This window comes from Methylobacterium currus (assembly GCF_003058325.1).
GTDB classification, from domain to species: domain Bacteria; phylum Pseudomonadota; class Alphaproteobacteria; order Rhizobiales; family Beijerinckiaceae; genus Methylobacterium; species Methylobacterium currus.
Genome location: NZ_CP028844.1, coordinates 607753 through 632499 on the forward strand (window position 1 = coordinate 607753; position 24747 = coordinate 632499).

The 24747-nt window shown below is 71.1% G+C and carries 24 protein-coding genes; 12 read left to right on the forward strand and 12 right to left on the reverse strand.

Annotation, left to right across the window (positions count from 1 at the left end; all coding sequences use genetic code 11):
• Nucleotides 1-33: 33 nt before the first annotated feature.
• The 10 genes from DA075_RS32925 to DA075_RS32970 all read right to left on the reverse strand — a co-directional run bounded on the left by DA075_RS32925 (nt 34) and on the right by DA075_RS32970 (nt 11043).
• A complete protein-coding gene (locus DA075_RS32925; protein WP_099957314.1) occupies nt 34-1491 on the reverse strand; it encodes a UdgX family uracil-DNA binding protein in 1458 nt (485 codons plus the stop codon).
• A 452-nt stretch (nt 1492-1943) separates the two neighbouring features.
• Nucleotides 1944-2657: an ABC transporter ATP-binding protein gene (locus tag DA075_RS32930; RefSeq protein WP_099957315.1), complete on the reverse strand. Its 714-nt coding sequence runs from the start codon at nt 2655-2657 to the stop codon at nt 1944-1946.
• The gene (locus tag DA075_RS32935) at nt 2638-3426 is read right to left on the reverse strand and encodes an ABC transporter ATP-binding protein (RefSeq protein ID WP_099957316.1); all 789 of its coding nucleotides are present in this window, start codon (nt 3424-3426) and stop codon (nt 2638-2640) included. Before DA075_RS32935 ends, DA075_RS32930 begins: the two co-directional genes overlap by 20 nt.
• Nucleotides 3423-4478, reverse strand: coding sequence for a branched-chain amino acid ABC transporter permease (locus DA075_RS32940; RefSeq protein ID WP_099957317.1), 1056 nt, complete (start codon nt 4476-4478; stop codon nt 3423-3425). Before DA075_RS32940 ends, DA075_RS32935 begins: the two co-directional genes overlap by 4 nt.
• Before the next feature lie 37 nt (nt 4479-4515).
• Entirely contained in the window at nt 4516-5385 is an 870-nt protein-coding gene (locus DA075_RS32945) for a branched-chain amino acid ABC transporter permease (protein WP_099957318.1), read from the reverse strand.
• Nucleotides 5382-7019 (reverse strand): amidohydrolase, encoded by a 1638-nt coding sequence (locus tag DA075_RS32950; protein WP_244936652.1) that lies wholly within the window; start codon nt 7017-7019, stop codon nt 5382-5384. The genes DA075_RS32945 and DA075_RS32950 overlap by 4 nt, the downstream gene beginning before the upstream one ends.
• Before the next feature lie 31 nt (nt 7020-7050).
• Nucleotides 7051-8226, reverse strand: a complete 1176-nt coding sequence (locus tag DA075_RS32955; protein WP_099957588.1) for an ABC transporter substrate-binding protein — start codon at nt 8224-8226, stop codon at nt 7051-7053.
• A gap of 221 nt (nt 8227-8447) precedes the next feature.
• Nucleotides 8448-9248 carry an IclR family transcriptional regulator domain-containing protein gene (locus DA075_RS32960; RefSeq protein ID WP_099957319.1) on the reverse strand — a complete coding sequence of 267 codons (801 nt, stop codon included), beginning with the start codon at nt 9246-9248 and terminating at the stop codon, nt 8448-8450.
• Nucleotides 9249-9460: 212 nt separating this feature from the next.
• Nucleotides 9461-10723 carry an NAD(P)/FAD-dependent oxidoreductase gene (locus DA075_RS32965; RefSeq protein WP_210207074.1) on the reverse strand — a complete coding sequence of 421 codons (1263 nt, stop codon included), beginning with the start codon at nt 10721-10723 and terminating at the stop codon, nt 9461-9463.
• Entirely contained in the window at nt 10711-11043 is a 333-nt protein-coding gene (locus DA075_RS32970; protein ID WP_099957320.1) for a 2Fe-2S iron-sulfur cluster-binding protein, read from the reverse strand. Before DA075_RS32970 ends, DA075_RS32965 begins: the two co-directional genes overlap by 13 nt.
• 165 nt (nt 11044-11208) lie before the next feature.
• On the opposite strand from DA075_RS32970, the gene DA075_RS32975 reads away from it, so the two are divergent.
• Both DA075_RS32975 and DA075_RS32980 read left to right on the forward strand, forming a co-directional pair.
• Complete coding sequence (locus DA075_RS32975) at nt 11209-12576, forward strand: aromatic ring-hydroxylating dioxygenase subunit alpha (protein WP_099957321.1); 1368 nt, start codon at nt 11209-11211, stop codon at nt 12574-12576.
• Nucleotides 12577-12587: 11 nt separating this feature from the next.
• Nucleotides 12588-14021: a glutamine synthetase family protein gene (locus tag DA075_RS32980; RefSeq protein ID WP_099957590.1), complete on the forward strand. Its 1434-nt coding sequence runs from the start codon at nt 12588-12590 to the stop codon at nt 14019-14021.
• A 73-nt stretch (nt 14022-14094) separates the two neighbouring features.
• Here the strand turns inward: DA075_RS32980 and DA075_RS32985 are convergent, their stop codons facing one another.
• Nucleotides 14095-14991: an HpcH/HpaI aldolase/citrate lyase family protein gene (locus DA075_RS32985; RefSeq protein ID WP_164712584.1), complete on the reverse strand. Its 897-nt coding sequence runs from the start codon at nt 14989-14991 to the stop codon at nt 14095-14097.
• 264 nt (nt 14992-15255) lie between these two features.
• On the opposite strand from DA075_RS32985, the gene DA075_RS32990 reads away from it, so the two are divergent.
• The 9 genes from DA075_RS32990 (at nt 15256) to DA075_RS33030 (ending at nt 23021) form a co-directional block, all read left to right on the forward strand.
• Entirely contained in the window at nt 15256-15795 is a 540-nt protein-coding gene (locus DA075_RS32990) for a MarR family winged helix-turn-helix transcriptional regulator (RefSeq protein ID WP_099957323.1), read from the forward strand.
• Nucleotides 15796-15972: 177 nt separating this feature from the next.
• Entirely contained in the window at nt 15973-16494 is a 522-nt protein-coding gene (locus DA075_RS32995; protein ID WP_099957324.1) for a flavin reductase family protein, read from the forward strand.
• A 91-nt stretch (nt 16495-16585) separates the two neighbouring features.
• Nucleotides 16586-18058, forward strand: coding sequence for a 4-hydroxyphenylacetate 3-hydroxylase family protein (locus DA075_RS33000; RefSeq protein ID WP_099957325.1), 1473 nt, complete (start codon nt 16586-16588; stop codon nt 18056-18058).
• A 38-nt stretch (nt 18059-18096) separates the two neighbouring features.
• The gene (locus DA075_RS33005; protein WP_099957326.1) at nt 18097-18477 is read left to right on the forward strand and encodes a cupin domain-containing protein; all 381 of its coding nucleotides are present in this window, start codon (nt 18097-18099) and stop codon (nt 18475-18477) included.
• A gap of 61 nt (nt 18478-18538) precedes the next feature.
• Nucleotides 18539-19411 (forward strand): branched-chain amino acid ABC transporter permease, encoded by an 873-nt coding sequence (locus tag DA075_RS33010; RefSeq protein ID WP_099957327.1) that lies wholly within the window; start codon nt 18539-18541, stop codon nt 19409-19411.
• Complete coding sequence (locus DA075_RS33015) at nt 19411-20295, forward strand: branched-chain amino acid ABC transporter permease (protein ID WP_099957328.1); 885 nt, start codon at nt 19411-19413, stop codon at nt 20293-20295. The genes DA075_RS33010 and DA075_RS33015 overlap by 1 nt, the downstream gene beginning before the upstream one ends.
• Complete coding sequence (locus tag DA075_RS33020) at nt 20292-21047, forward strand: ABC transporter ATP-binding protein (RefSeq protein ID WP_099957329.1); 756 nt, start codon at nt 20292-20294, stop codon at nt 21045-21047. The genes DA075_RS33015 and DA075_RS33020 overlap by 4 nt, the downstream gene beginning before the upstream one ends.
• Nucleotides 21047-21787: an ABC transporter ATP-binding protein gene (locus tag DA075_RS33025; RefSeq protein WP_099957330.1), complete on the forward strand. Its 741-nt coding sequence runs from the start codon at nt 21047-21049 to the stop codon at nt 21785-21787. Before DA075_RS33020 ends, DA075_RS33025 begins: the two co-directional genes overlap by 1 nt.
• A gap of 55 nt (nt 21788-21842) precedes the next feature.
• Entirely contained in the window at nt 21843-23021 is a 1179-nt protein-coding gene (locus tag DA075_RS33030; protein WP_099957331.1) for an ABC transporter substrate-binding protein, read from the forward strand.
• A gap of 128 nt (nt 23022-23149) precedes the next feature.
• Here the strand turns inward: DA075_RS33030 and DA075_RS33035 are convergent, their stop codons facing one another.
• Nucleotides 23150-24361, reverse strand: a complete 1212-nt coding sequence (locus DA075_RS33035) for a putative DNA modification/repair radical SAM protein (protein WP_099957332.1) — start codon at nt 24359-24361, stop codon at nt 23150-23152.
• A gap of 152 nt (nt 24362-24513) precedes the next feature.
• Between DA075_RS33035 and DA075_RS33040 the strand changes: the two genes are divergently transcribed.
• Nucleotides 24514-24723, forward strand: a complete 210-nt coding sequence (locus tag DA075_RS33040; protein ID WP_099957333.1) for a hypothetical protein — start codon at nt 24514-24516, stop codon at nt 24721-24723.
• Nucleotides 24724-24747: the final 24 nt, after the last annotated feature.

The window sequence follows — 24747 nt, forward strand, 5'->3', positions numbered from 1 at the left end:
GGTTGGTTGCCGCAGCGCAGCGTTTCCCGGGCGTTACTCCGCCATGCCGAGGCGGGGCCCCGGCTCCTCCGCCAGGGTGGAGGCCCGCCGCAGATCCTCGAGGAAGCCCGCATAGGCCTCGCCCCGGGCCTCGTCGGGCAGGCGCAACAGGTAGGAGGGGTGGACGGTAACGAAGCCTGCATACGGCTTCTCGCCGAACGTCGCCGGTCCGCGGGCGCGGGTGATCGGCACCTGCCGGCCGGTGAGCGCCAGAACGGCGGTGGCGCCGAGCGCCACGACCAGGCGCGGCGCCACGAAGGCGAGCTCGCGGTCGAGCCACCAGCGGTAATGCGCCACCTCGCCGGCGGTCGGCTTCCGGTGGATGCGCCGCTTGCCCCGCAGCTCGAACTTGAAGTGCTTGACCGCATTGGTGAGATAAGCCCGCTCGCGGTCTATGCCCGCCTCGCGCAGGGCCTGGGACAGGAGCTGACCCGCCGGGCCGACGAAGGGCCGGCCCTGGAGGTCCTCCTGGTCGCCCGGCTGCTCGCCCACGAAGGCGATCGCCGCCCCGAGCGGGCCCTCGCCGAGGACGGCTTGCGTCGCGCCCGGCACCAGCGGCTCGGAACCGCGAATCACCGCGTTCAACGCATCGAGGTCGGCCGGTTCCTGCGCCGCCATCGCGGCGATCGCCCGGGCGGGCACGCGCTTGACCGGCGCCTCCGGTGCGCGTGCGATCATCGCCCCGACCCGGCGTCCGGCCTCCCGCACCAGGCCGGGGATCGCCGCCGTCTCGGGCAGGTTGTGCCAGTACTTCTTCGGCATCTCGGCCCGCATCGCCGCCAGGTTGGTGCGGGCAGGGTTGAAGGTGCTGGAATAATACTCGGTCCAGCCGGCCTCGAAGGCGTCCTGCTCCGGCACGTCCTCGCGCCGCCCCGGCGGTCCGAACCGCAGGGCCTGGCCGTTCCAGTGGGCCGAGCCGTCCGGGGTCAGGATCGACCAGTCGAAGGACGGGAAGCGGGCGGAAAAGAACGGCGCGGCCTCCGCCAGGATGTGGTGCTCCGGCTCGAACCAGGCGGCGAAACGCTCGCGTCCGCCCTCCCCCGCCCCGGCGTGGCGAAAGCGCAGGAAGGCGTGCATCTTGTGCAGGTCGCGCGCCACCGCCTTGCCCATCAGGGTCAGGCGGTGGACCAGGGGATCGCTGGCGACCTCGGCCAGATGCCGCTCGCCCTGCGCCACCCGCCAGATCAGCCGGTGGAGAAGGCCGTAGCGCTCCGGGTCGCGGTGCATGACGATTTGGGTCACGAGCGTCGCCACCGCCCGCGGCAGGGTCAGTGCCGGACCAGGTTCGCCATCCTCGAAACCCGCCCCGTCGTCCGGAAACAGCGAGCCCGAATCGCCCTCGACCCAGGTCACCGCCTCCGGCGACATCCCCGCCGGGATGAGGTGCCGGATCGCGGCCCGGAATCCGTCGAGGTCGGCACCAGGCCGGAGCCGGATCGTGCGGGTGCGCATCGAAGGCCTGTCGTCGTTGAACCTGTGTCAGCGGCGAGCCTGTCCCCGCTTCGAGGCGGAGCCGCGATGCTGGTGGACGTCCAATAAAGGGCCGCGTCGGCGCTGCTGATCGAAGCCTGCCCGCCGAAAGTCAAGACGCCGCCGCAAGGGTCTGCGTCGCAGCGTCGTCGGCCATCTTCTCGCGGCATCTGAACGGCGCCGCCAGCCTTGTCGAGCGGCCCGATCGAACCGTGCAGGGCGCGGAGCCGGTTTGTCGCGGGAAGGAAACGCGGCGGTGATCCCGCCGGCGACGCCATCCGGCGCTGGGCCGCGGCGCAGCCCGGTGGCGCTCCTACGGGCGGCGGCGCCCGAGACTCGTTCACGCAGGCTTGGCCTGCCTCCGCCGGGACGAGCTTGCGGGCGAGGGCAGCGCCGAACCCGGCCACCCGCGACAGGCGGGGACCGCCGGCGCCTCACCGGACGCCAACGCCGAGGAGCTGGTCGACGGTGCCGGACGCGGCCGCGAGGTCGGTGCTCGCCCCGGCCCATGCGATGCGGCCGCGCTCGATGACGATCGCCCGCTCGGCGAAGGCGAGGGCACGCCCGATCTGCTGCTCGACCAGCAGGATCGTCGTCTCCCCCGACAGCGCGAGGCCGGTGATCGCCTCCATCAGCTCGTCGCAGATCACCGGCGCCAATCCCTCCAGGGGCTCGTCGAGGAGCAGTACGCGCGGCTGCCCGAGCAGGGTCCGGGCGAGGGAGAGCATCTGCTGCTCGCCGCCCGAGAGCTGGTGCCCGGCATTGCGCCGCCGCTCGGCCAGCCGGGGAAACAGCGCATAGGCCTCCGCCAAAGCCGCGCGGGAACGTCCCTTCAGGCCGGTCGCGAGGTTCTCCTCGACGGTGAGCGAGCCGAAGATGTCGCGGGTCTGCGGCACGTAGCCGAGGCCGAGCGCCGCCCGCGCCGAGGGCCTGAGCCCGCCGAGTTCGTGGGTGTCGAGGCGGATCGAGCCGCTTCGTTGCGTCGTCCGACCCATGAGGGTCGCCAGCAGGGTGGTCTTGCCGACCCCGTTGCGGCCGAGCACGGCGAGCCGCGCCCCGGCGGCGACCGAGAGGTCCAGCCCGTCGATCACCCGGGTCGGCCCGTATCCGGCGGAGAGGCCCGCGATCTCAAGCGCTGCGGCGGTCATCGGCGTAGCTCCCGAGATAGGCCCGGCGCACCTCCGCGTTCCGGCGCACCTCCTCCGCCTTCCCTTCGACGATCAGGCGGCCCGCCGCGAGCACGAGGATGCGCGCCGCGAAGCGGAAGACGAGATCCATGTCGTGCTCGATCATCAGCACCGCCATGTCGGACGGCAGGCGGTCGAGCGCGTCGAGGATGCGGTGGGATTCGTCGTGCGGCACGCCGGCCGCGGGTTCGTCGAGGAGCAGCACCTTCGGCCGCAGCGCCAGCCCGATCGCGAGGTCGATCAGGCGCTGCTGGCCATAGGCGAGGCGGGCGACCGGCGTGTCCGCCACGGCCGCGAGGCCGAGCTCGGCGAGCAGGTGCTCGGCCTCGCCGCGGACCTCCCGCGCCGCGCCGGCATGGCTCGTGATGCGGCGGCTCAGGCCCCGGCGCTGCTGGATCGCGATGCCGAGATTCTCGGCCGCCGTCATGCTGCGGAACAGGCGGGTGATCTGGAAGGTCCGCACGAGCCCCCGCGCCACCCGGTCGGCGACCGACGCCCGGGTGACGTCGTGGCCGTCGACGAGGATGCGGCCCGCGCTCGGCGCGAGGTCGCCCGACAGGAGGTTGACGAGGGTCGTCTTGCCGGCCCCGTTGGGGCCGATCAGCGCGACCCGCTCGCCGGGGGCGAGGGCGAAGCTGACGTTGTCGGTCGCCTGCAGGCCGCCGAAGCGCCGTGACACGCCCTGCACGGCCAGGAGGGGCGAGGGGGCGGTGGGGACCGGCACGGTCATGGCTGCCGCCCCGGCAGGCGCGAGGACTTGAACGACCCGAACGGCCGGGGCAGGCGCAACGACGTCGACGACAGCCAAGACCCGGACGACCGCACCTCGGACGACCGGAAAGACCTAACCATCTCGGGCAGCCCGCTCGCGAGGCCGCGGGGCATGAGCACCACGATCAGCACCAGGAAGGCTCCCACGGCCGTGATCCAGTGGAACGGGTTGTAGGCGGCGACGAAATGCTCGACGACCTGGAACAGGAACGCGCCGACGAGCGCGCCCCAGAGCGTCCCCGCGCCGCCTAAGGTCAGCATCACCAGGGCCTGGGCCGAGCGCTCGAAGCCGATGCTGTCGAGCCCGACGACACCGGTGGTGATCGCCGTGAGCGCCCCGCCGATGCCGGCCACCGCGCCCGCGATCCCGTACATCACGACGAGACGAGGATAGACCGCGATGCCGATCATGCGCGCCCGCAGGTCGTCGTCGCGGATCGCCCGGCAGGTCGCGCCGAAGGGGGACCGCACCAGGATCGTCAACCCGATGACGACCAGCACCAGCACGGCGACCGCGAGGACGTAGGCGGTGCGGCTGTAGATGTCGAAGGCGGCGAGCCCGAGGACCGGGCCCGGCTCGATGCCCGCCAGACCGTCGCTCCCGCCGGTCCAGCTCGCGAGCTTGTTGGCGAGCGCCGCGGCGAGCTGGCCGATGGCGATCGACTGCACGAGCTGGGGCAGGCCGCGGAAGCGGGTCACGACGGCGCCGGAGGCGAGGCCCGCCGCGCCCCCCGCGGCCGCGCCGACGAGCAGGAGCAGCACCGGGTCGGTGAGGCCGCCGAGGCAGGCATTGCCGGCCGCGTAGGCGCCGACGCCGAACAGGGCGGCCTGGCCGAGGGTGGCGATGCCGCAATAGCCCGTCACGAGATCGAGGGAGAGGACGAGCAGGCTGATCGCGATGAGGTGCGTCAGGAAGGCGAGGTCGTCCGGGAAGGCGGCGTAGCCGAGGCCCGAGACGAGGAGGATCGCGAGCGGGACCAGAGCGGCGCCGAGAAGCGGGCGGGCCGCCATCCGGCGGCCGCGATCCGGGATTGCGCGTGTCAGCATGTCACTGTGCCCGCCCCAGCATGCCGTTGGGAAAGATCGCCACGACGGCGATCACCGCGCTGTAGAAGAAGAACTCGCCGAATTCCGGCGCGACGTACTTGCCGACCGTGTCGATCAGGCCGAGCAGGAGCGAGGCCGCGAGCGCCCCGGGGATCGATCCGGCACCCCCGACCGACACGACGACCAGGAACGTCACCATGTAGCGCAGGGCGTAGAACGGCTCGATCGGCAGGAGCTCGGCGCCGACGATGCCCCCGAAGGCGCCGAGGCCGACGGCCAGCGCGAAGGTCGCGGCGTAGATCAGGTCGGTCCGCAGGCCGAGGGACTCGGCCATGTCGCTGTTGTCGACGCTCGCCCGGAGCCGGATGCCGAACTCGGTGCGCTCGAGCAGGAGCCACAGGCCGAGCGCCGTGGCGAGGCCGCAGGCGATCACGAAGAGGCGGTGCGTCGGCACCGTGCGAAAGCCGAGGTCGAGCGGGCCGCTGAGCGAGGCCGGCAGGGGGATCGGCTTGAGGGTGGGGCCCAGGAGGTAGTTGGCGGTCCCGATGATCACGAAGGTGATGCCGATCGTCATCAGGATCTGGGTCAGGGGATCGGTGCGGCGGTAGAGGCGGCGGTAGAGCAGGCGCTCGAGCGGCAGGGTCACCGCGACCGTCGCCGCGACGGCGAGCGGCAGCGTGACGAGGTAGGACAGGCCGGCGCCGCGCAACAGGGTCGAGGCGATATAGCCGCCCATCATGGCGAAGGCGCCGTGGGCGAGGTTCACCACCCGCACGAGGCCCATCATGATCGAGAGGCCGATCGAGATGATGAAGAGCACCATGCCGTAGGCGAGGGCGTCGAAGGCGAGGCTGAGGATCGTGCGGGTCATCGGGCCGGCCGCTCCGTCGGACCGGCGGCATCGTGCAGCCGGCCGCCGTGCAATCGATCATGGACGACGCGGCCCCGCACGACGGTGAGCAGGACCTGCGTGCCGCGCATCGTGGCCGCCTCCGCCCCGGTCGGATCCCGGTCGATCGCGATCAGGTCCGCGGCCATGCCGGGCTCCAGCCGGCCCCGCCAGCCCTGATGGCCCATGGCGCGGGCCCCGCCTTCCGCATAGGCGGCCAGGACCTCCGGGGCCCGGAGCGCCTCGTCCGGCCCGACCGGCCGGCCCGCCGAGGCGCCGCGGTCCATCGCATCCGCCACCCCGATCCAGGGCGAGATCGACCCGGTCGGCGCGTCCGAGCTCGGCACGTAGCCGATGCCGGCCTCGATCATCGCCCTCGCCTGGTAGCAGGTGCCCGCAGCCTCGCCGAAGGCGGCGTGGATCGAGCGGTTCATCCGCGACAGGAAGCTCGGCTGCGTCACCACGAGGGCGCCGAGATCGCGCAGGCCCGGCAACAATCCCGGCGCGACCCGAAAGGCATGCTCGATCCGGTGCGGCGCCGCGGGCTGCCGCGGATGAGCCCGGCGCGCCGCCTCGAGGCTCTCCGCGACCAGCGCGACGGCCCGGTCGCCCACCGCGTGGACGGCGACCTGCCAGCCTGCCTCATGGGCCTCCGCGAGGGCGCGGCGCAGGGCCGGTTCCGGCCGCATGAAGTAGCCGTGGCCGGCGCCGTCGGCGTAGCCCTCCGTCATCGCGGCGGTCCGGGCGCCGACGATGCCGTCGGCGAAGAACTTGAGCGTGATCGCTTGCCAGTCCGGATCGGGGGTCGGGCGCAACCCGTGCGCCGCCGCCTCGGGCGCGTCGAGGCGGTGCATGAAGCCGAGCCGCAGCGGCAGGTCGGCGCATTCGCGCCGCAGCCCCTGCCAGAGCGCGAATTCCGCCGGAAAGCCGTCGGTGAAGCCGATTGCGGCCTCGACCGCGGCCGTCAGACCCAAGGCCGCCGCGTCCCCGATCGTCGCCCGCAAGGCACGGGCGAGCAACTTGGCGTCCGGGCGCGGCACGGCGCGGAAGATGGCCTCGGCGGCGGCCTCGCTGGCCGAGCCGTCGAGCCTGCCATCCGGATCGCGCCCGAACGCGCCGCCCTCCGGGTCGCCGGTGCCGTCGCCGAGGCCGAGCACCCGCAAGGCCGCCGAGTTGACGAGGGCGACGTGGCCGCAGAAGCGCCGGACGAGGACGGGGCGGTCCGGAACGGCCGCGTCGAGCTCGGCGCGCGTCGGGTAGCGCGGGTCGCGCAGCCGGTTCTCGTCGAACCCCGTCGCCATCACCCAAGCCCCCTCCGGCAGGGTGACCGCCCCCTGCGCCAGCCGGGCGAGCAGCGCGTCGTGCGCGTCGACGTCCGGCCCGCCGAGATCCAGGTTCAGCCGCGACGCGGCGATCGCGTAGAGATGCACATGGGCGTCGGTGAGGCCCGGCCCGAGGACGGCCCCGCCCAGATCCACTTTGCGCCCGACCCGGGGCATCTCGGAGCGGCGGCCGATCCAGGCCACCTTCCCCCCGGACACGATCAGCGCATCGGCGGCGGCGGGCGCGTTCCAGGCGCCGAACACCGTGCCGTTGACGAAGCCGAGATCATCCATCGCCGTCGCGTCCGCGCGTTCTCTCGGACAATCAGTTCTTGCTCAGCGCCCAGTCCGGCTGCGACGGGAAGGTCTCGATCTCGCGGTTGATGAACTGCCCGTCCTTCTTGTCGACGGTCCGCAGGTAGACGTTCTGCCGGATGTGCCGCGTCGCCGGATCGATCGAGACCGGCCCGCGCGGCGAGACCCAGGACAGCCCGGACACGGACGCGACCGCCTTCTTCGGGTCGCGCTTGCCGTCCGTCGCCTCGATCATCTTATAGATCAACCGCGCGCCGTCATAGGCGGCCACCGCCGTCATCGTGACCTCGCCCGCGTCGCCGCCATCCTTCCTGATCTGGTCGAGGAAGGCGCGGTTCTCGGGCGAGTCGTGCGAGACGGCGTAATGGTAGGTCGACAGGATGCCGATCCCGGCCTCGCCGATCGCCGGAAGGTCGGGCTCGGTCACCACGTCGCCGGTCGAGATGAGCGTGATGCCGTCCTTCTTCAGACCGTTGTCGATATAGGCCTTCATGAAGCCGAGGGTCGGCGGCCCGCTCGGCAGGAAGGTGAAGATCGTGTCGGCCCCCGAATCCTTGATGCGCTGCATGACCGGGCCGAAATCGGTCGTCGAGAGCGGGATGCGCGTCGCGCTGACGACCTGCCCGCCCGCGGCCTCGAAGGCGCCCTTGAAGGCGGCCTCGGCATCGATGCCCGGACCGTAATCGCTCACGGCGATCGCGACCTTCTTCGATCCCTTCTCCCGCGCCACCTTCGCGGCCGGCACCGTGTTCTGGTACATCGTGAAGGAGGTGCGGACGATCGACGGGCTCTTCTCGACGATGGCCGAGGTCGCGGCGTTGAGGACGACCATCACCGTCTCGGAACTCTCGAGCAGCGGAGCCGCCGCGAGCGCGTTCGGCGTGAAGTAGAAGCCGGCGAGATACTGGACCTTTTCCTTGACGATCAGCTCCTGCGCGAGCGCCCGGGCCTTGGCGGGGTTGGGCGATTCCTCATCGCGGTAGACGAACTCGACCTGATGCTTGCCGGACGACTTCCCGTTCTGGGCGACCCAGGCGTCAATGCCCATCCGGAAGTTCTTTCCGAACAACGCGTAGGGACCCGACAAGGTGCCGATGACCCCGACCTTGACGACATCGGCCGTCGCCGCCGTTGCGCCGAAGCAGAGGGAGCCGAGCACGATCGTGACCAGGAGCGACGTCCGCATCATACCCCCCACGCGTCCCGGCCCTGGTGGCGGTACTGGCCGGTCGGTAAATCGTTCGCACACCGAACGTATGTGCGTTTTTGAACGAGAACAAGCTTGGTTTTCGGCCATGCTGGCGAATTTCGCGCCATCGTCCGGCGACGGTGCCGTCGCGGTGCGGACTGGCCGGCTTCAGGCCTGTCTGGGTGACAAGAAGGGACGCGGTTTCCCTCGAACCGTCGTCAGACCAGGGCGCGGCCGAGCTCGGCGGCCGCCTCGCGCAGGACCGGCAGGATCTCGTCGTGGATGCGGCCGATGCTCACAAGCTCGGTACGAACGCCGACCTGGATGGCGCAGGGCACGGCGCCGTCGTAGCGCCGCACCGGGACGGCGGCCGAGCGCAGGCCCAGTTCCGCTTCCTCGTCGACGATGCAGTAGCCCTGCTCGCGCGCCGTGATGATGGCCGCCCTCAGCACCGACGTGTCCGCGACGGTGCGGGGCGTGAGCTTGGTCATCTCGACCGTCGCCAGGTAGGCGTCGAGCGCCTCCCCGTCGAGCCCGCTCAGGAGGGCGCGGCCGACGGAGGTGGCGTGCGCCGGGAGACGGTAGCCGATGGCAAGGTCGACCGACACGATGCGCCGCGGGCTCGCCCGGGCGACGAAGACGACGTCCCTCTGGTCGAGAACGCCGACGGAGCAGGTCTCGGCGATGGTGCGGCTGACCCGCTCGACGACGGGCTGGGCCGCCGCCGGAATCCCGTTCGACGACAGGTAGGCGGTGGCGAGGTTGAGGATGCGGGCCGTCAGGCGGAACTGGCGACCGTCGGACTCGACGTAGCCGAGGCTCTCCAGGGTGAAGAGCGCGCGCCGCGCCGTGGCCCGGGTCAGCCCCGCGACGGAGGCGACCTCGCTCAGCGTCATCTCCTTGCGGTCGGCGTCGAAGGCCGTCACGACCCGCAATCCCCGGGCGAGGATCTCGAGATATTCCGGGCCGCGCGTTTCCGTGAGGCTCTGCTCCTGCTCCGTGCGGAGAAGACGGGGCATGGGCACGGCTCCGGTTGGACGAGGCGGCTCTGGATGTTCGATTGGATGCCGGTCTCGCAGCGACACGGTATCGAAAGGGCCTCTAGCACCCTTGTCCGCGCGCGGCCAAGGGGCTCTTCCCGCGGCGGGCAAGGAGGCTGCCGGCGGCGGGCACGAGGCTCCTCGTGCGGAGACAGCGCCCGCGCGGGTCGCACCGGGGCCTGGCGACCGCTTCAGGAGACCGGCAGGAGCGTGCGCAGGTCGAAGGCCGGGTCCCGGGCCTGGTCGGGCGTCGGCGACAGGCCGGCGGCGAGGAAGCGCCGCCCGATGATCTGGTCCCCGGGCCGGTTGACGCTGTCGACGGCCCGCAAGTGTCCCTGCCGGAAATGGAAGAGGGAGAAGCGGCCCTCCTCGGACGAGCCCCGGCTGACGCTGAGGTCGCTGCCGGCGGAGAGCCCGACCGATTGCAGCTTGGCGTCGAACTGGTCCGACCAGAAGCGGGGAATGCCCGGACAGGGCTCGGGCCGCCCGGCGACCGCGGCCCCGGCGCTGCGGCCCTGGTCCATCGCGTTCTGCACGCATTCGAGGCGGAGCGGAGAGTCCGCGAAGGCATTGGGCTGGACCGTGCAGTCGCCCGCCGCGTAGACGCCCTCCATCCCGGTCCGGCAGAACGCGTCTATGGCGATGCCCGCCGGGGTGGCGAGGCCGCAGGCCTGCGCGAAGTCGACGTTCGGCACCGCCCCGACGCCGACCACCACGAGATCGCAGGGGTAGCGCGCGCCGTCGCTGCCCATGGCCCGGACGACGCGCCCCCCCTCGCCGTCGAGGCGATCGAGGCCGGTCCCGAGCCGGATCGTCACGCCGCGCCGCCGATGCAGGCGGACGAGATGGTCGGAGATCTGCGGCGGGACGGCCCGGGCGAGGAGGCGCGGTCCCGCCTCGAGCACCACGACCGGCTTGCCCAGGGACGCGGCGGAAGCCGCGACTTCGAGGCCGATATAGCCGCCGCCCACGATCAGGACCGAGGTCGCGGCCGTCAGGCGCTCCCGCAGGGCGCGCGCATCCGCGAGGTCGCGCAGCACCACCACGCCGTCCAGCTCCGCTCCGGGGACGGCGAGCCGCCGCGCCCGGGCGCCGCAGGCGATCACCAGCGCGTCGAACGGCATCGGGCGGTCCTGGCCGCAGGTGATCGTGCGGCGCACCGGATCGAGATGCGAGACGCGGCACCCGGTCACGAGGTCGATCGCGGCGTCGCGATAGAAGCTCTCTGCGCGCAGGGGCAGCGCGTCCTCCGCGACCTTGCCGAGAAGGTAGGCCTTGGAGAGCGGAGGCCGCTGGTAGGGCGGATGGTCCTCGGCCGTGATCAGGGTGACGCGGCCGCCGAAGCCGGATTCGCGGGCGCTCGCGACGGCCTGGAGGCCGGCATAGGACCCGCCGACCACGACGAGGTGGTGGGATGCGCCCCGCGGCGCCACCGCTCCGGCTAGAACGGGCATGTCTGGTGCTCCGGCAGGGCGACGCGCAGCCGCGGCAGACCCGGCGCGATCGCGATCTGGCAGCTCAGGCGGCTGGTGGGCCGGCGCTCGGCGGAGACGTGCGCGAGCAGGGCCGCCTCGTCGTGGCTCGGACCCGGCACGAGGGGGAGGCAGGCCGGATCGAGATAAACGTGGCAGGTGGCGCAGTTGAGGCTGCCGCCGCATTCGGCATCGATGCCGCGGATGTCGTTCCGGATCGCCGCGAGCATGACCGTCGCGCCGACCGGCGCCTCGACCTCACGCTCGCCGCCATCCGCCGACACGAAAACGATCCCGACCATTTTCGTTCTCCTATCGAACATATGTTCGGATATCACCGTATTGGTAGCGTCGCAAGCGGCCTCGAACCGGGCCTGACCGCCGGCCCGTTGACGAGTCCGACCGGTGAGCGTAGATTTTTTTCAGTTCCTGTTCGATCAGCGAACATACGCAGGAGACGCCGCCCCATGATGAGCCAGGAGCAGAACGACCTCATCACCCGCATCGGGCCCGCTGCCCCCGCCGGCCTGCTGATGCGGCGCTACTGGCAGCCGGCGGCCCTGGTGGCCGAGCTGAAGGACGAGCGGCCGATCGTGCCGGTGCGCCTGCTCGGCCAGGACTTCGTGCTGTTCCGCGACGAGGCCGGACGCTACGGGATGCTCGACCGGGACTGCCCGCATCGCGGCGCCGACCTTGCCTTCGGGCGCCTCGAGCAGGGCGGGCTGCGCTGCTCGTTCCACGGCTGGCTGTTCGATGCCGAGGGGAACTGCCTCGAGACTCCCGCCGAGCCGGCCGGCTCGAAGCTGTGCCAGAACATCCGGCAGAAATCGTACCCGGTGGTCGAGAAGAACGGCATCCTGTTCGCCTGGCTGGGCGAGGGCGAGCCCTCCGCCTTCCCCGAGCTCGACTGCTTCCAGGCCCCCGACGCCTACACCTTCGCCTTCAAGGGGCTGATCGAGTGCAACTGGCTGCAGGCGCTCGAGGTCGGCATCGACCCGGCGCACGCCTCCTTCCTGCACCGCTTCTTCGAGGACGAGGAGATCACGGAGGCCTACGGCAAGCAGTTCCGCGGCGCCTCGGCGGGGACCGCCATCCCGATGACGCGGATCCTGCGCGAGTACGACCGGCCCGTCATCAACGTCGAGCGCACGGAATACGGCCTGCGCATCATCGCGCTGCGCGAGCTCGACGCCGAGCGCACGCATGTGCGCGTCACGAACCAGGTCTTCCCGCACGCCTTCGTCATCCCGATGTCGACCGAGATGACGATCACCCAATGGCACGTCCCGGTCGACGACGAGACCTGCTACTGGTACGCGATCTTCACGAGCTACGGAAAGCCCGTCGACAAGGAGAAGATGACGGCCCAGCGCCTCGAACTCTACGAGCTGCCCGGCTACGTCTCCCGCAAGAACAAGTCGAACGATTACGGCTTCGACCCGCACGAGCAGAAGCATTCGACCTATACGGGCATGGGCGCGGACATCAACGTCCACGACCAATGGGCGGTGGAATCGATGGGCCGGATCCAGGACCGGACGCGCGAGCATCTCGGCCAGTCCGACAAGGCGATCATCCAGTACCGCAAGATCCTGCGCGAGCAGATCGACAAGGTCCGCAACGGCGGCGAGCCGATGATGGTTCTCGACGCCAAGGCCGCGCGCGCGATCCAGGGCCCCGGCACCATGGACGGGATCGGCCCGTCGAAGGGCTGGGAGACCTACTGGATGGAGGTCGACGTCGCGCGGCGCCGGAGCGCGCCGTGGATGCCCGCCGTGCCCCCCGCGCAGCCCGGCGACGAGAAGATCGTCGACCTCGTGGCCGCGGCCGAGTGATGGCGCGTCCCATGAGCTTCGTCGACGATCACGGCCTCTGGTCCGAGGAGCAGACGCGCGCCGCCGCGGAGATCGCCGCGCGCGTGGCGGCGGAGGGGCTCGAGGTCATCCGCTTCGCCTTCCCCGACCAGCACGGCGTCCTGCGCGGCAAGACGCTGGTGGCCGACGAGGCGGTGCGGGTGCTGGCGAACGGCATCTCGCTCACGAGCACGCTGCTGGCCAAGGATACCTCCCACCGCACCGTCTTCCCGGTCTTCACCGCGGGCGGCGGCTTCGGCATGACGGAGATGCAGGGCGGCGGCGACGTCCTGATGATCCCGGACCCGGCGACGTTCCGCGTCCTGCCCTGGGCCGACAAGACCGGCTGGGTGCTGTGCGACCTGCACTTCGCCGACGGCAGCGTCCCGCCCTTCGCGACGCGCGCCCTGTACCGGCGCGTGCTCGAGGGGCTGGCCGGCCGCGGCTACGCCTTCATGGCCGGGCTCGAGGTCGAGTGCCACATCTTCCGGCTGCTCGATCCGAAGATGGCGCCCGAGCATGCCGGCCAGCCGGGCACCCCGCCGGAGGTCGCCCTCCTGTCGCACGGCTATCAGTACCTGACCGAGCAGCGCTACGACCTGATCGAGCCGGTGCTGGAGATCGTGCGCCGCAACGTGCTGGCGGTCGGCCTGCCGCTCCGCTCGATCGAGGTCGAGTACGGCCCGAGCCAGTGCGAGTTCACCTTCGCGCCGACGACCGGGCTCGGACCCGCGGACCTGATGGTGCTGTTCCGGTCCGCCGTGAAGCAGGTCTGCCGCCGGCACGGCCTGCACGCCACCTTCATGTGCCGGCCGAAGATCCCGAACGTCGTCTCGTCGGGCTGGCACCTGCACCAATCCCTGCGCGAGGTGAGGACCGGGGCGAATGCCTTCCGGTCGGACGGGCCCGAGGTGCTCTCAGACCTTGGCCGCTCCTACCTCGCCGGGCTGCTGGACCATGCCCGCGCGGCGGCGGTGTTCACGACGCCGACCATCAACGGCTACAAGCGCTACCGCGCCTACTCGCTGGCGCCCGACCGCGCGATCTGGGGCTGCGACAACCGCGGGGTGATGATCCGCGTGATCGGCCGGCCGGGCGATGCGGCGACCCGGCTGGAGAACCGCATCGGCGAGCCGGCGGCCAACCCCTATCTCTACATGGCCTCCCAGGTGCTCTCGGGCCTCGACGGCATCGACCGCGGGCTGAGCCCGGGCCCCTCCGCGGACACGCCCTACGAGACGGAGGCGCCCCTGCTCCCGAAATCGCTGCGGGAGGCGGTGTTCGCACTCAACGACGACCCGTTCTTTCGCGAGACGCTCGGGGCCCGCTTCGTGGATTACTACGTCCACCTGAAGAACGCGGAGATCGAGCGCTTCCAGGCGGAGGTCAGCGACTGGGAGCATCGCGAGTATTTCGAGATGTTCTGATCGGGCCGGAGGATCCGGAACCCCGCCGGCATGACGCCCGCGGGGCCCGCCGCGCGGGGCCCGGGGCGGGTCGCTACGGCTCGGAAGCGGGGGGCGCCACGCCCAGCACGGCGGCCCGTTCGAGCAGCCGGAGGGCCGCCTTGTAGGACGGCACCTCGATGCGGTGGCCGTCGAGTTCCGCCGGGGTGCGGCCCTCGGCACGGGCCTGCTCGAACACCGAGATCAGGCGCCGGGCCGCCTTCATCTGCGCCTCGGAGGGAGTCAGCCGGTCGTTGACGTGGGCGACCTGGGCGGGATCGACCAGCGCCTTCGCCTTGAACCCGCGGGCGACGGCGAAGGCGAGGTCGCGGTCGATGTCCTCGCGGCGGGAGAAGGTGTAGGGACAGTCGATCGCCAGAACCCCGGCAGCGACGCACTCGAACAGGAACCGCGACCGGGCATAGGCCAGTTCCTCGGAGCCCGCGGTCCGGCCGACGCCGAGATCGGCGGCCATGTCCTCGCTCGCCATCAGCATCGCGGTCACCCGCGAGCTGGCCTCGGCGAGGGAGGTGATGCGCACCAAGGCCGCCGCAGTCTCGACGTTCGGCACGATCTCGGTCGCGCCGACCGCGCGGCCGAGGTCGCGCTCGTGCCGGGTGATCGCCCGGTCGAGGGCGGCGACCTGCTCGGGACCGGCCGTCTTGGCGAGCAGGATCACCCCGATCCCGGCCTGCATCGCCGCGGCGAGGTCGTCGTGCCCGACATGTTCGAGCGGATTGATGCGCAAAGCCGGGATCACGCCGGCCGCTCGGCACAGGTCGGCGGTCGGGCGGCACAGCAGCCGGGCCTGGAGCTTGAGCTGTGGCGGCGTGAAATCCTCGAGATCCTGGATCAGCACGTCCGGCCGGGCCTCGGCGGCCCGGCGCAGGGCGGCCTCGTCGGCCCCTGCGGCGAAGATCCAGGTTCTGCGGGCTGCGATCGGTCGCTGCATGTCGGCAAGCCTTTCCATGGCGGGGCGTCCCGGGCTCGGCCGGTCGCGGAACGGGTTCACGGAGCCCGGGCTCCTGTCGGCATCCGGGCACGATCGGCCCCGACAGGCCGGTCGTCCCCGAATCCGCAAGAGCATACCGGCAGATACCCCGGACGCGGCGCAAGGCCGTTGCGCCCCGGCGATGCCCGCCCCAGCCCGCGACAATTGACAGGCACAGGCGATGACGCGACCTCAATCCCGGCGACGCCGCGCCGGGGAGCCTTCGTGTCCGCTTACACCGTCTCCAAGCCCGAGCTGATGCCGGGCCAGAACGACATCGAGTTCCGAGCCTTCATCCAGAACTTCCTGGCCTTCAGCGCCCGCGTGGCCCAGTGCCGAGCCGGGTTCGGATCGCGGATCGGACTGTCCGGCGTCGCCTACACGACGTTGATCTCGATCGCCCATCTGGAAGGGGACGAGGGGGTCGGCGTCAGCCAGCTCGCCGAGCACCTGCACCTGTCGGGCGCCTTCGTGACGATCGAGGTCAACAAGCTCGTCACCGAGGGACTGGTGGCGAAGCGCCGCCACGAGCGCGACCGGCGCCGGGTGCTGCTGAGCCTCACCGACGAGGGGCGCCGCCGCCTCGTCGGCCTGCGCCCCGTCCTCGCTCCCGTGAACGACGCCTTGTTCGGCTGCCTGAGCGCCGAGGAGTTCCGGGTCCTCGCCGGCCTGATGGCCCGCCTGGTGCCGTGCGGGGACGACGCCACCGCGCTCCTGGAGACGCTGGCCGAGCCGGGCACGAGCGAGGGTCCTGCCGCCGGATAGCGGCGGCCGGCACCCGCCCGCCGCACCGCACCGGCTCCGGGGCACCGCACCGGCTCCGGGGCACCGCTCCGGCTCCGGGGCACCGCGCCCAATCCGCGGGCAGGATCAGCCGAAAGAACGGGCTTGCCTGATTTCCGGAGATAGCTTTGTATCAAAGCTATATCGCGGAGACGGGCGATGGCCTTCGATCAGCGCGCATTCCGGTCTGCCTTGTCGCAATTCGCCACCGGCGTCGCCGTCATCACGGCGCGCGGCGGTGGCGGCGAGGCGATCGGGCTCACCATGAGTTCGTTCAACTCGGTCTCGCTCGACCCGCCGCTGATCCTGTTCAGCGTCGACCGCCGGGCGCACAGCCTGCCGTCGATGCGGGAGGCGGCGGGCTACGCCGTCAACATCCTCAGCCGGGCGCAGGAAACGCTGTCGAACCAGTTCGCCCGCTCCTTGAGCGACAAGTGGAGCGCCGTCGAACACACCCTCGGACATGCCGAGGCGCCGCTGCTCACCGGGGCTCTGGCGCATTTCGAGTGCGAGCCTTTCGCCCGCCACGACGGCGGCGATCATGAGATCTTCCTCGGCCGCGTCGTGCGCTTCACGGCCGACGGCGACGCGCCACCACTCGTCTTCTTCCGCGGCCGGTACCACGGCCTCTGCGCGGGCGACGACCGCGCGCCCGAGTGGCCCCTGCCGATCCATTACTGAACCGCGCCGAGCAGCCCGGTTCCGTCTCGCGTCACTCCGTCCGCGCCGAAGCGGCAGCGCTCCGGCGAACCATTCCGGGAAGGAAGCCACCATGAAGACCGGAAGTCAGCACATCGCCTCGCTGAAGGACCGGCGGGCCCTCTATATCGACGGCCAGCGGGTCGAGGACGCGACCCGCCACCCGGCCTTCGCCCGCACGATTGCCTCGGTCGGCCGCCTGTTCGACTTCGCCAGCGATCCCGCGCAGGCCGACCTGATGAGCTTCGTCACGCCGGAGGGCGGGCGCGCCAACCGCATCTGGCAATTGCCGGAGACTTACGGCGACCTCGTCACCCGCCGGCAGGGCCTCGAGGCCTGGACCGGCCTGCATGCCGGCTTTCTCGGCCGCGCCCCGGACCACGTCGCCTCCTGCATCGCCGGGATGGTCATGGGTCTCGACGTGTTCGAGGGATACGACCGCGACCGGGCCCGGGCGCTGGCCGATTACTACACGTATGCCCGCGACAACGACCTCTACCTCACCTACGTCATCATCAACCCGCAGGCCGACCGCTCGAAGAGCGCCGCGCAGCAGAAGGACGCCTTCCTGACCGCGGGCGTGGTCGATGAGGACGCCGCCGGCATTACGGTGCGCGGCGCCAAGATGCTCGCCACCGGCGGCATCATGGCCAACGAGGTGCTGGTCACCTGCATCCAGCCGCTCCAGCCCGGCGACGAGCCCTACGCCGTGTCCTTCGCCATCCCGATGGACACGGCCGGGCTGAAGATCCTGTCGCGCAAGTCCTACGAGGCGGCCGCGGCCCACGTCTTCGACAACCCGCTGTCGAGCCGCTTCGACGAGAACGATGCCGTCCTGTACTTCGACGACGTCAAGGTGCCGTGGGACCGGGTGTTCGTGTTCAAGAACATCGCGATGTGCCAGAAGCAGTTCCATGCGACGCCCGCCCACGTCTACCAGAACTACCAGGCGATGATCCGCCTGTCGGTGAAGGTACGCTTCCTCATCGGGCTCGCCCATCGCACCGCCGAGATGAACGGCATCCTCGCCTTCCCGCAGGTGCGCGAGACCCTGGGCCAGCTCGCCGCCGAGGGCGGCATGATCGACGCGCTGGTGGCGGCGATGGAGGCCAAGGGCACGCAGAGGGGCCGCTACTTCGTCCCCGACCGCCACACCCTCTACGCGGCGCAGACCCTCACCCAGCAGCTCTACCCGAAGATCCTCAACACCCTGCGCGAGCTGGCCGGCGGCGGCCTCATCATGCTGCCGTCCTCGGTGGAGGACTTCGCCAACCCCGACATCGCCGCCCTGATCGAGAAGACGCAGCAATCGCCGGCGGCGAACGCCGAAGACCGGGTCAAGTTCTACAAGCTGGCCTGGGACGCGGTCGGCTCGGAATTCGCTTCCCGCCACCAGCAATACGAGATGTTCTACGCCGGCGCGACCTTCGTGACCAAGGGTCACTCGTTCCGCACCTACGACTGGGCGGCGGCGGGCGCGCTCGTGAGCGGAATGCTCGGCAGCTACGACCTCGACCGCGAGCGGCAGGCCGCCCGCGCCGCGTGACTTCCCCGCTTCCGCATCGTTCGACAAGGAGATGAGCCGTGGCCATCAACAAGCTGCATGACGAGTTCCGGGCCGTCGACATGACCGAGGGTTGGGAAGTGCCGCCGGGCTATCCGGCGGGTATCCAGCAGAAGATCCTGTCGGGGGCCCTCGACGAGGCGGGCAAGCGCGGCAGCCGCAGCCGGCTGCTGCGCTTCGAGCCTGGCGTGTTCACCACCGCGCCCTTCGTCCACGAATACTGGGAGGAGGTGTTCCTGGTCTCCGGCGACCTGACGGTCGGCAACGACGAGCAGGGCAAGGGCGGCGAGGCGTTCAAGCCCTTCACCTATGCCTGCCGGCCCCCGGGCGCCGTCCACGGCCCGTTCAAGTCCGAGGGCGGCTGCATCCTGTTCGAGCTTCATTACTTCGACCCGGTCTGAGCCGACAGACGATGACCGCCCCTCCATCCCACGCCGGTCCCGAGCCGAAGGTCCGACCCGCATGATCGCCCAGCAACTCGTCAACGGCCTGATGCTCGGCGCGATCTACGTCCTGGTGGCGGTCTCGTTCACGCTGTCGATCGGCATCCTGAACTTCCTCAACTTCTCGATCCCGGGCCTGTTCATGGTCGGCGGGATGGCGACTTGGATCCTGATCGGCAAGGGCCTGCACTGGAGCCTAGCGATCCTGGGCGCGGTCGGGGCGGCGGGGCTGGTGGCGCTCGCCGTCGAGCGGCTGTCCTACCGCCGCAGCCAGGCGCGCGAGCCCGAGGTGCCCCTCGTCAGCTCCCTCGGCTTCCTGGTCCTGCTGGAGAACCTCGCCCTGGTCGGCGCCGGGTCCGACCAGCAGGCCTTCCCGGCGCTGGTGCCGGACTTCAACCTGCGCATCGCCGGTCTCGTCGTCGGCGGCGCCCAGCTCATCAGCCTCGCGGTCGCCCTGGCGCTCGTCGTCGCGATGTCCCTGGTGCTGTCGCGCACCAGCCTCGGCCGGCAGGTCCGCAGCATCGCCGAGAACCGCGAGACCGCAGTGATCCTCGGCATCGATGTCGGACGGCTGGTGCCGGCGATCTTCCTCCTCAGCGCGGTGTTCACGGCGCTCGGGGGGGTGCTGTTCGCCCTCAACTACCTCCAAGTGTCGCCGTTCATGGGCGAGGGCGTCGGCTTCAAGGGGGTCGCGGCGATGATCCTCGGCGGCATGGGCAGCATCTGGGGCGCCGTCGCCGGCGGCCTGCTGATCGGCCTGACCGAGGTTCTGTCGATCACCTATCTGGGCGCCGACGTCGTCAACGTCAGCGTCTACGGCCTGCTGCTCGCCGTGATGGTGCTGCGCCCGCAGGGCCTGTTCGGCCGTCCTCCGGCTCGGGAGAAGCTGTAATGACCGGCTACCAATCCGGCCTTCTGGTCATCCTCTGCTTCAACGTCATCGCGGCCTACGCGGTCTACCTGCCGATGGCCGCCGGCCAGCTCAACCTCGGCGTCGCCGGCTTCATGGCGACCGGGGCCTACGCGGCCGCCTATCTCACCAACGAAGCCGGCTGGCCGATGGGCACGGCGATCCCCGCGGGCGGCGCCTGCGCCGGCCTGCTCGCGCTCCTCGTCGCGGTGCCGATCCTGCGCACCCAGGGCATCTCCCTTGCTCTCGCGACCTTCGCCCTCGGGCAGGTGATCGCCGCGATCTTCCTCAATCTCGACGTCGTCGGGGGCGCCGCCGGCTACCCGGTCTCGGCCTATGCCGGACCCGGGGCCGTGTTCGCCGCGACCGCCGCGATCCTCGCCGCCATGCTGCTGCTCTCGCGCACCCGCTTCGCCCTCTACCTCACCGCGATCAAGAGCGACCCGGTCGTGACCGACCTGATGGGCGTCAACGTCCGGGCGGTCCAGGTCGGCGCGCTCACTCTCGGGGCGGTGATCGGCGGGCTCGGCGGCGGCCTCTACGGCCACCATTTCAGCTTCGTCGAGGCGCAGCACTTCAACGTCGCGCTGAGCATCTTCACGGTGCTGTACGTCCTGCTCGGCGGGGTCCAGACCGTGTGGGGACCGCTCGTCGGCGCCGCGTTCTTCACCCTTCTGCCCGAGGTGCTGCGGGCCGGCGGCGGCTGGCGCTACGTCCTGTTCGCCCTCCTCATCATCGGCTTCATGGCCCTGCGGCCGCAGGGACTGGTGACCGCCGGCGCCCGCTGGCCGGCGCGCCTGCGGCACCGCGCCCCCGAACGCCCGGCCGCCGAGACGCGCCTGAGCACGGAGGTCTCCGGATCATGACCGCGCTTCTCGCCGTCGAGCACCTCTCGATCGCCTTCGGCGGCCTCCAGGTGCTGCAGGATCTCAGCTTCACCGTGCCCAAGGGCCAGGCGACGGCGCTGATCGGCCCCAACGGCGCCGGCAAGACCACCGTGTTCAACCTCGTGAGCGGGGTCTACACGCCGACCGGCGGGCGCATCCTGCTCGCCGGGCAGGACATCACCGCCCTGCCCTCGCGCCGGCGCATCCGGCACGGCATCGCGCGCAGCTTCCAGAACGTCCGTCTGATGGACCACCTGTCGGTGGTGGAGAACCTGCTCGTCGGCCAGCACGCCACCACGCGCGGCCTGCGCGACCTCCTGGTGCCGTTCCGCCTCGTCCCCAACCATCGCTGGCGCCGCGAGGCGGTCGACGCCCTCGCCGAGGCGGGGCTCGCCGCCTATGCCGAGGCGCGGGTCGGGGCTCTGCCCTACGGCATCCGCAAGCGGGTCGACCTCGTGCGCGCCACCCTCGCGGGGGCGTCGCTGCTGATGCTCGACGAGCCCGCCGCCGGCCTCAACCCGAGCGAGACCAACGCCCTGCGCGACCACCTCGTCCTGCTGCGTCGCCGCGGCGTCACGCTGCTCATCGTCGAGCACGACATGCCGTTCATCGGCGAGGTCTGCGAGCACGTCGTGGTCCTCGATTTCGGCCAGAAGCTCGCCGAGGGCACGCTGGCGCAGGTGCAGCGCGACGAGCGGGTGCGCGCGGCCTATCTGGGGCAGGCGGCCTGATGCGCATTCTCCTCGACATCGCCGGGCTCTCGGTCGCCTACGGCCACGTCACCGCCCTGCAGGACCTGTCGCTCGCCGTGCCCGAGGGCGGGATCGTCGCCCTGCTGGGGGCGAACGGGGCCGGCAAGACCAGCCTGCTCAAGGCCGTCGCCGGGGTGGTGCGCCCCCGCAGCGGGCGGGTGGTCTTCGACGGCCGCGACATCACCGCCGCCGGCGTCCCGGCCCGGCTGGCCGACGGCCTCGTGCTGGTGCCGGAGGGGCGCCGGATCCTGGTCTCGCTGACCATCGAGGAGAACCTTCTGGTCGGCGCCCATCTCCGGCGCGATCCCGACGGCGTGCGGCGCGACATCGCGGCGATCTACGAGCGGTTCCCGAATCTCGGCCGCCGCCGCCACATGGCGGCGTCCTGCCTCTCGGGCGGCGAGCAGCAGATGCTCGCGGTCGGTCGGGCGATGATCGCCCGGCCCCGGCTGCTGATGCTCGACGAGCCGTCGCTGGGCCTGTCTCCGCTGTTCATCGAGCACCTGTTCGCGCTGATCCGCGCGCTCAACCGCGACGGAATCACGATCCTGCTCGTTGAGCAGAACACCGCCCAGGCCCTCGCCGTAGCCCACACGGCAGCCGTGCTGGAGCTGGGGCGGATCGTGATGGCGGGCGACCCGGCGCAACTCGCCGGCGATCCACGCCTCGCGGAAGCCTATCTCGGCCGCGCTGCCGGCGAGCCGGCCGCCCTGCACTGAGGCATCCGCGCGAATCGGCCGACCACAAGCCAACCAACCATCAGGGGACCGGGTGATGACAGTGACGGGCAAGACGGTCGGCGGAACGGTCGTGGCGGTGTGTCTGCTCGCGGCGCCCGGCGCCGGGGCAGCGGAGATCGTCCTCGGCTTCTCGATGGCGAAGACCGGCCCCTATGTGAGCCTCGCCAACACCAACGAGGTGGCGGTCGACATGGCCGTCGCCGAGATCAACGCCAGGGGCGGCGTCGGCGGCCACACCCTGCGGCTGGTCAAGTTCGACACCGGCGGCGACCCGAAGCAGGCCGCCCTCGCGGTCCGCCGCTTCGCCGAGGACGACAAGGCTTTGGCGGTGATCGGCCCGTTCAGCTCCAGCGAGGTCCGGGTCGCGTTCCCGGCCGGCGAGCGCCTCGGCATCGTGCAGATGTCGATGTCGTCCTCGGCGCCCAACCTGACCAAGGGCTTCTCCTACGCCTTCCGCAACACCCGCGACGAGGGCAAGGTCATCGACCAGGTCCTGGCGACGCTCAAGGACAAGGCGTTGCCGAGCGCCAGCGGCGCCGTCGCTTACGCCACCGACGACGTCGTGTCGAAGTCGATCGGCACGGCGGTGCTGCCGGGACTGATGGCGAAGTACCAGATCCCGGCGAAGGGCAGCGTCGACTTCCAGTACAACGCCTTCGACCTGTCGCCGCAGGTCTCGCGCCTCGCGCAGATGCAGGCCGACGTCATCGGGCTCGGCGCTCCGCCCGAGGCGGCGGTGAACCTCGCCAAGGAGATGAAGCGCCAGGGCGTGAAGGGCCGCCTCGTCGGCGGCACCACCATCGCCGACCCGGAGCTGCCGCGGCGGATGGAGGGCGCCGGCGAGACCCTGACGATCGGGACGACCTTCTTCACCGCGCTGAATGCCCGCACGCAGGCCTTCGCCAGGGAATTCGGCCAGCGGACGAAGGCCGCCGGCATCGCCCGCCACGAGCCGAACCAGCAGGACGCCGCCGCCTACGACATCGTCTACCTGCTCGCCGAGGCGGCCTCGCGCGCCAAGGTGACGGCCGAACCGGGCAAGCTCGCCGCCGAGCGCACGGCGATCCGCGATGCCTTGGCGTCGCTGAAGGACTTCGATGCGCTGGAGGGCAGCATCTCCTTCGGCGAGGAGCGCGACGCGATCAAGCCGATCTACGTCGTCGAGGTGAAGGGCAGCGACTGGGCGCTGCTCGACACCCGCAAGGCCGATTAGAGCCATGGCCGACGCGGGGGATGCCGCCTCGTCCCGGCCGGCGCGGCAAGATCACCGCCCTTCCGGCCCGCAGCGGAGGGGAGCCGGCCGTTTTGCTCGGCGAGCGGGTGGTTACCTCCGACCTCTGCTTAGAACAGGCTCAGCTGGCGCGGGGGCTCGGCGAGGCGCGTGCGCAGGTCGAGCCGGTCGGTGAGGCGCGTCGGCGCGTAATCGGCCGCGACCAGGAACGGCCGGGCGCGCTTGAGGCCGGAGGTCAGGCGGGCGACGTCGTCGAGGCGCAGGCGCGCGTGGCGCCGCGCCGCCACGATCTTGTCCACCGCCCGCACGCCGAGGCCCGGCACCCGCAGGAGCATCTCCCGGTCGGCCCGGTTGACGTCGACGGGGAAGCGGTCGCGGTTGCGCAGAGCCCAGGCGAGCTTGGGGTCGACGTCGAGGGCGAGCATGCCGGATTCGGTCGCTCCCGCCACGTCGTCGGGCGAGAAGGCATAGTACCGCATCAGCCAGTCGGCCTGGTAGAGCCGGTGCTCGCGCTGGAGCGGCGGCGGCTTGCTCGGCAGGATCGAGGCGGCGTCGGGGATCGGGCTGAAGGCCGAGTAGTAGATCCGCTTCAGCCCGTAATGGTCGTACAGGCGGGCGCTGGTGCGGATCAGCGACTCGTCGGTGCTGGCATCGGCCCCGACGATCACCTGGGTCGACTGGCCGGCCGGGGCGAAGCGGCGCTTCTCCTCTTTGGCCTGCAGGATGCGCTCGCCCATCTGGCCCATCGCGGTCTGGATCGCGGCGCCGTCCTTCTCCGGCGCCAGCCGCTCCAGGCTCGCCTCGGTCGGCAGTTCCAGGTTGATCGAGAGCCGGTCGGCATAGAGCCCGGCCTGCTCGATCAGCCACGGGCTCGCCTCGGGGATCGTCTTCAGGTGGATGTAGCCGCGAAAGCCGTGCCGCTGGCGCAAGGTCTTGGCCACCCGGATCAGCTGCTCCATCGTGTGGTCGGGCGAGCGGATGATGCCGGAAGAAAGAAAGAGCCCTTCGATGTAGTTGCGCTTGTAGAACTCGACCGTCAGCGTCACCACCTCGTCGACCGAGAACCTGGCCCGGCGGACGTTCGAGGAGCGCCGGTTGACGCAATAGGCGCAGTCGAACAGGCAGTAATTGGTGAGCAGGATCTTCAGCAAGGAGACGCAGCGCCCGTCCGGCGTGTAGGCGTGGCAGATGCCGGCCCCCGTCGTGGAGCCGAGCCCGCCGGCCTCGGCCTTGCGCTTCGGCGCCCCCGACGAGGCGCAGGAGGCATCGTACTTCGCCGCGTCGGCGAGGATCGTGAGCTTCTTCTTCAGGGCATCGTCCATGCCCGCAACCTGGCAATCGTTCCTGATTTGTTCAAGGCAGAAGGCGCGCGTGTCCCGTGGTCGAAAGCCGCATCGGGCAGCCCGGGAACCTGCCGCCCGGCCCCTCGTTGACTGCCTGATTGGACTTCTTCTAATTCGCAAGGAGATGCCGCATGGCGACGACCCCGTCCGCGAACTGCCGCAGCTGCCGTTACTACGACGACCACAAGCTGAACGGCGCCGCCGCGCAGGGTGAGGAGGGCCTCTGCCGCTTCAACCCGCCGGTGAGCCAGCCGGAGCCGCAAGGGCACGGCCTGTGGCCGGTGGTGTCGGCCCAGGATTGGTGCGGGCATTTCTCGCCGGAGATGATGGCGGGCGAGTAAGCGCCGCTTGGTTCGCAGATTTCC

Excerpts from the sequence above, each read along its gene's own strand:
- DA075_RS33010 (WP_099957327.1), top strand. The coding sequence starts at position 18,539 with ATGATCGCCCAGCAACTCGTCAACGGCCTGATGCTCGGCGCGATCTAC.
- DA075_RS33000 (WP_099957325.1), top strand. The coding sequence starts at position 16,586 with ATGAAGACCGGAAGTCAGCACATCGCCTCGCTGAAGGACCGGCGGGCC.
- DA075_RS32925 (WP_099957314.1), bottom strand. The coding sequence starts at position 1,491 with ATGCGCACCCGCACGATCCGGCTCCGGCCTGGTGCCGACCTCGACGGA.
- DA075_RS32995 (WP_099957324.1), top strand. The coding sequence starts at position 15,973 with ATGGCCTTCGATCAGCGCGCATTCCGGTCTGCCTTGTCGCAATTCGCC.
- DA075_RS32940 (WP_099957317.1), bottom strand. The coding sequence starts at position 4,478 with ATGGCGGCCCGCCCGCTTCTCGGCGCCGCTCTGGTCCCGCTCGCGATC.
- DA075_RS33025 (WP_099957330.1), top strand. The coding sequence starts at position 21,047 with ATGCGCATTCTCCTCGACATCGCCGGGCTCTCGGTCGCCTACGGCCAC.
- DA075_RS33015 (WP_099957328.1), top strand. The coding sequence starts at position 19,411 with ATGACCGGCTACCAATCCGGCCTTCTGGTCATCCTCTGCTTCAACGTC.
- DA075_RS32930 (WP_099957315.1), bottom strand. The coding sequence starts at position 2,657 with ATGACCGCCGCAGCGCTTGAGATCGCGGGCCTCTCCGCCGGATACGGG.
- DA075_RS32965 (WP_210207074.1), bottom strand. The coding sequence starts at position 10,723 with ATGCCCGTTCTAGCCGGAGCGGTGGCGCCGCGGGGCGCATCCCACCAC.
- DA075_RS32935 (WP_099957316.1), bottom strand. The coding sequence starts at position 3,426 with ATGACCGTGCCGGTCCCCACCGCCCCCTCGCCCCTCCTGGCCGTGCAG.
- DA075_RS32955 (WP_099957588.1), bottom strand. The coding sequence starts at position 8,226 with ATGCGGACGTCGCTCCTGGTCACGATCGTGCTCGGCTCCCTCTGCTTC.
- DA075_RS33040 (WP_099957333.1), top strand. The coding sequence starts at position 24,514 with ATGGCGACGACCCCGTCCGCGAACTGCCGCAGCTGCCGTTACTACGAC.
- DA075_RS32950 (WP_244936652.1), bottom strand. The coding sequence starts at position 7,019 with ATGGATGATCTCGGCTTCGTCAACGGCACGGTGTTCGGCGCCTGGAAC.
- DA075_RS33020 (WP_099957329.1), top strand. The coding sequence starts at position 20,292 with ATGACCGCGCTTCTCGCCGTCGAGCACCTCTCGATCGCCTTCGGCGGC.
- DA075_RS32975 (WP_099957321.1), top strand. The coding sequence starts at position 11,209 with ATGATGAGCCAGGAGCAGAACGACCTCATCACCCGCATCGGGCCCGCT.
- DA075_RS32960 (WP_099957319.1), bottom strand. The coding sequence starts at position 9,248 with ATGCCCCGTCTTCTCCGCACGGAGCAGGAGCAGAGCCTCACGGAAACG.
- DA075_RS32970 (WP_099957320.1), bottom strand. The coding sequence starts at position 11,043 with ATGGTCGGGATCGTTTTCGTGTCGGCGGATGGCGGCGAGCGTGAGGTC.
- DA075_RS32945 (WP_099957318.1), bottom strand. The coding sequence starts at position 5,385 with ATGACCCGCACGATCCTCAGCCTCGCCTTCGACGCCCTCGCCTACGGC.
- DA075_RS32980 (WP_099957590.1), top strand. The coding sequence starts at position 12,588 with ATGAGCTTCGTCGACGATCACGGCCTCTGGTCCGAGGAGCAGACGCGC.
- DA075_RS33035 (WP_099957332.1), bottom strand. The coding sequence starts at position 24,361 with ATGGACGATGCCCTGAAGAAGAAGCTCACGATCCTCGCCGACGCGGCG.
- DA075_RS33030 (WP_099957331.1), top strand. The coding sequence starts at position 21,843 with ATGACAGTGACGGGCAAGACGGTCGGCGGAACGGTCGTGGCGGTGTGT.
- DA075_RS32985 (WP_164712584.1), bottom strand. The coding sequence starts at position 14,991 with ATGCAGCGACCGATCGCAGCCCGCAGAACCTGGATCTTCGCCGCAGGG.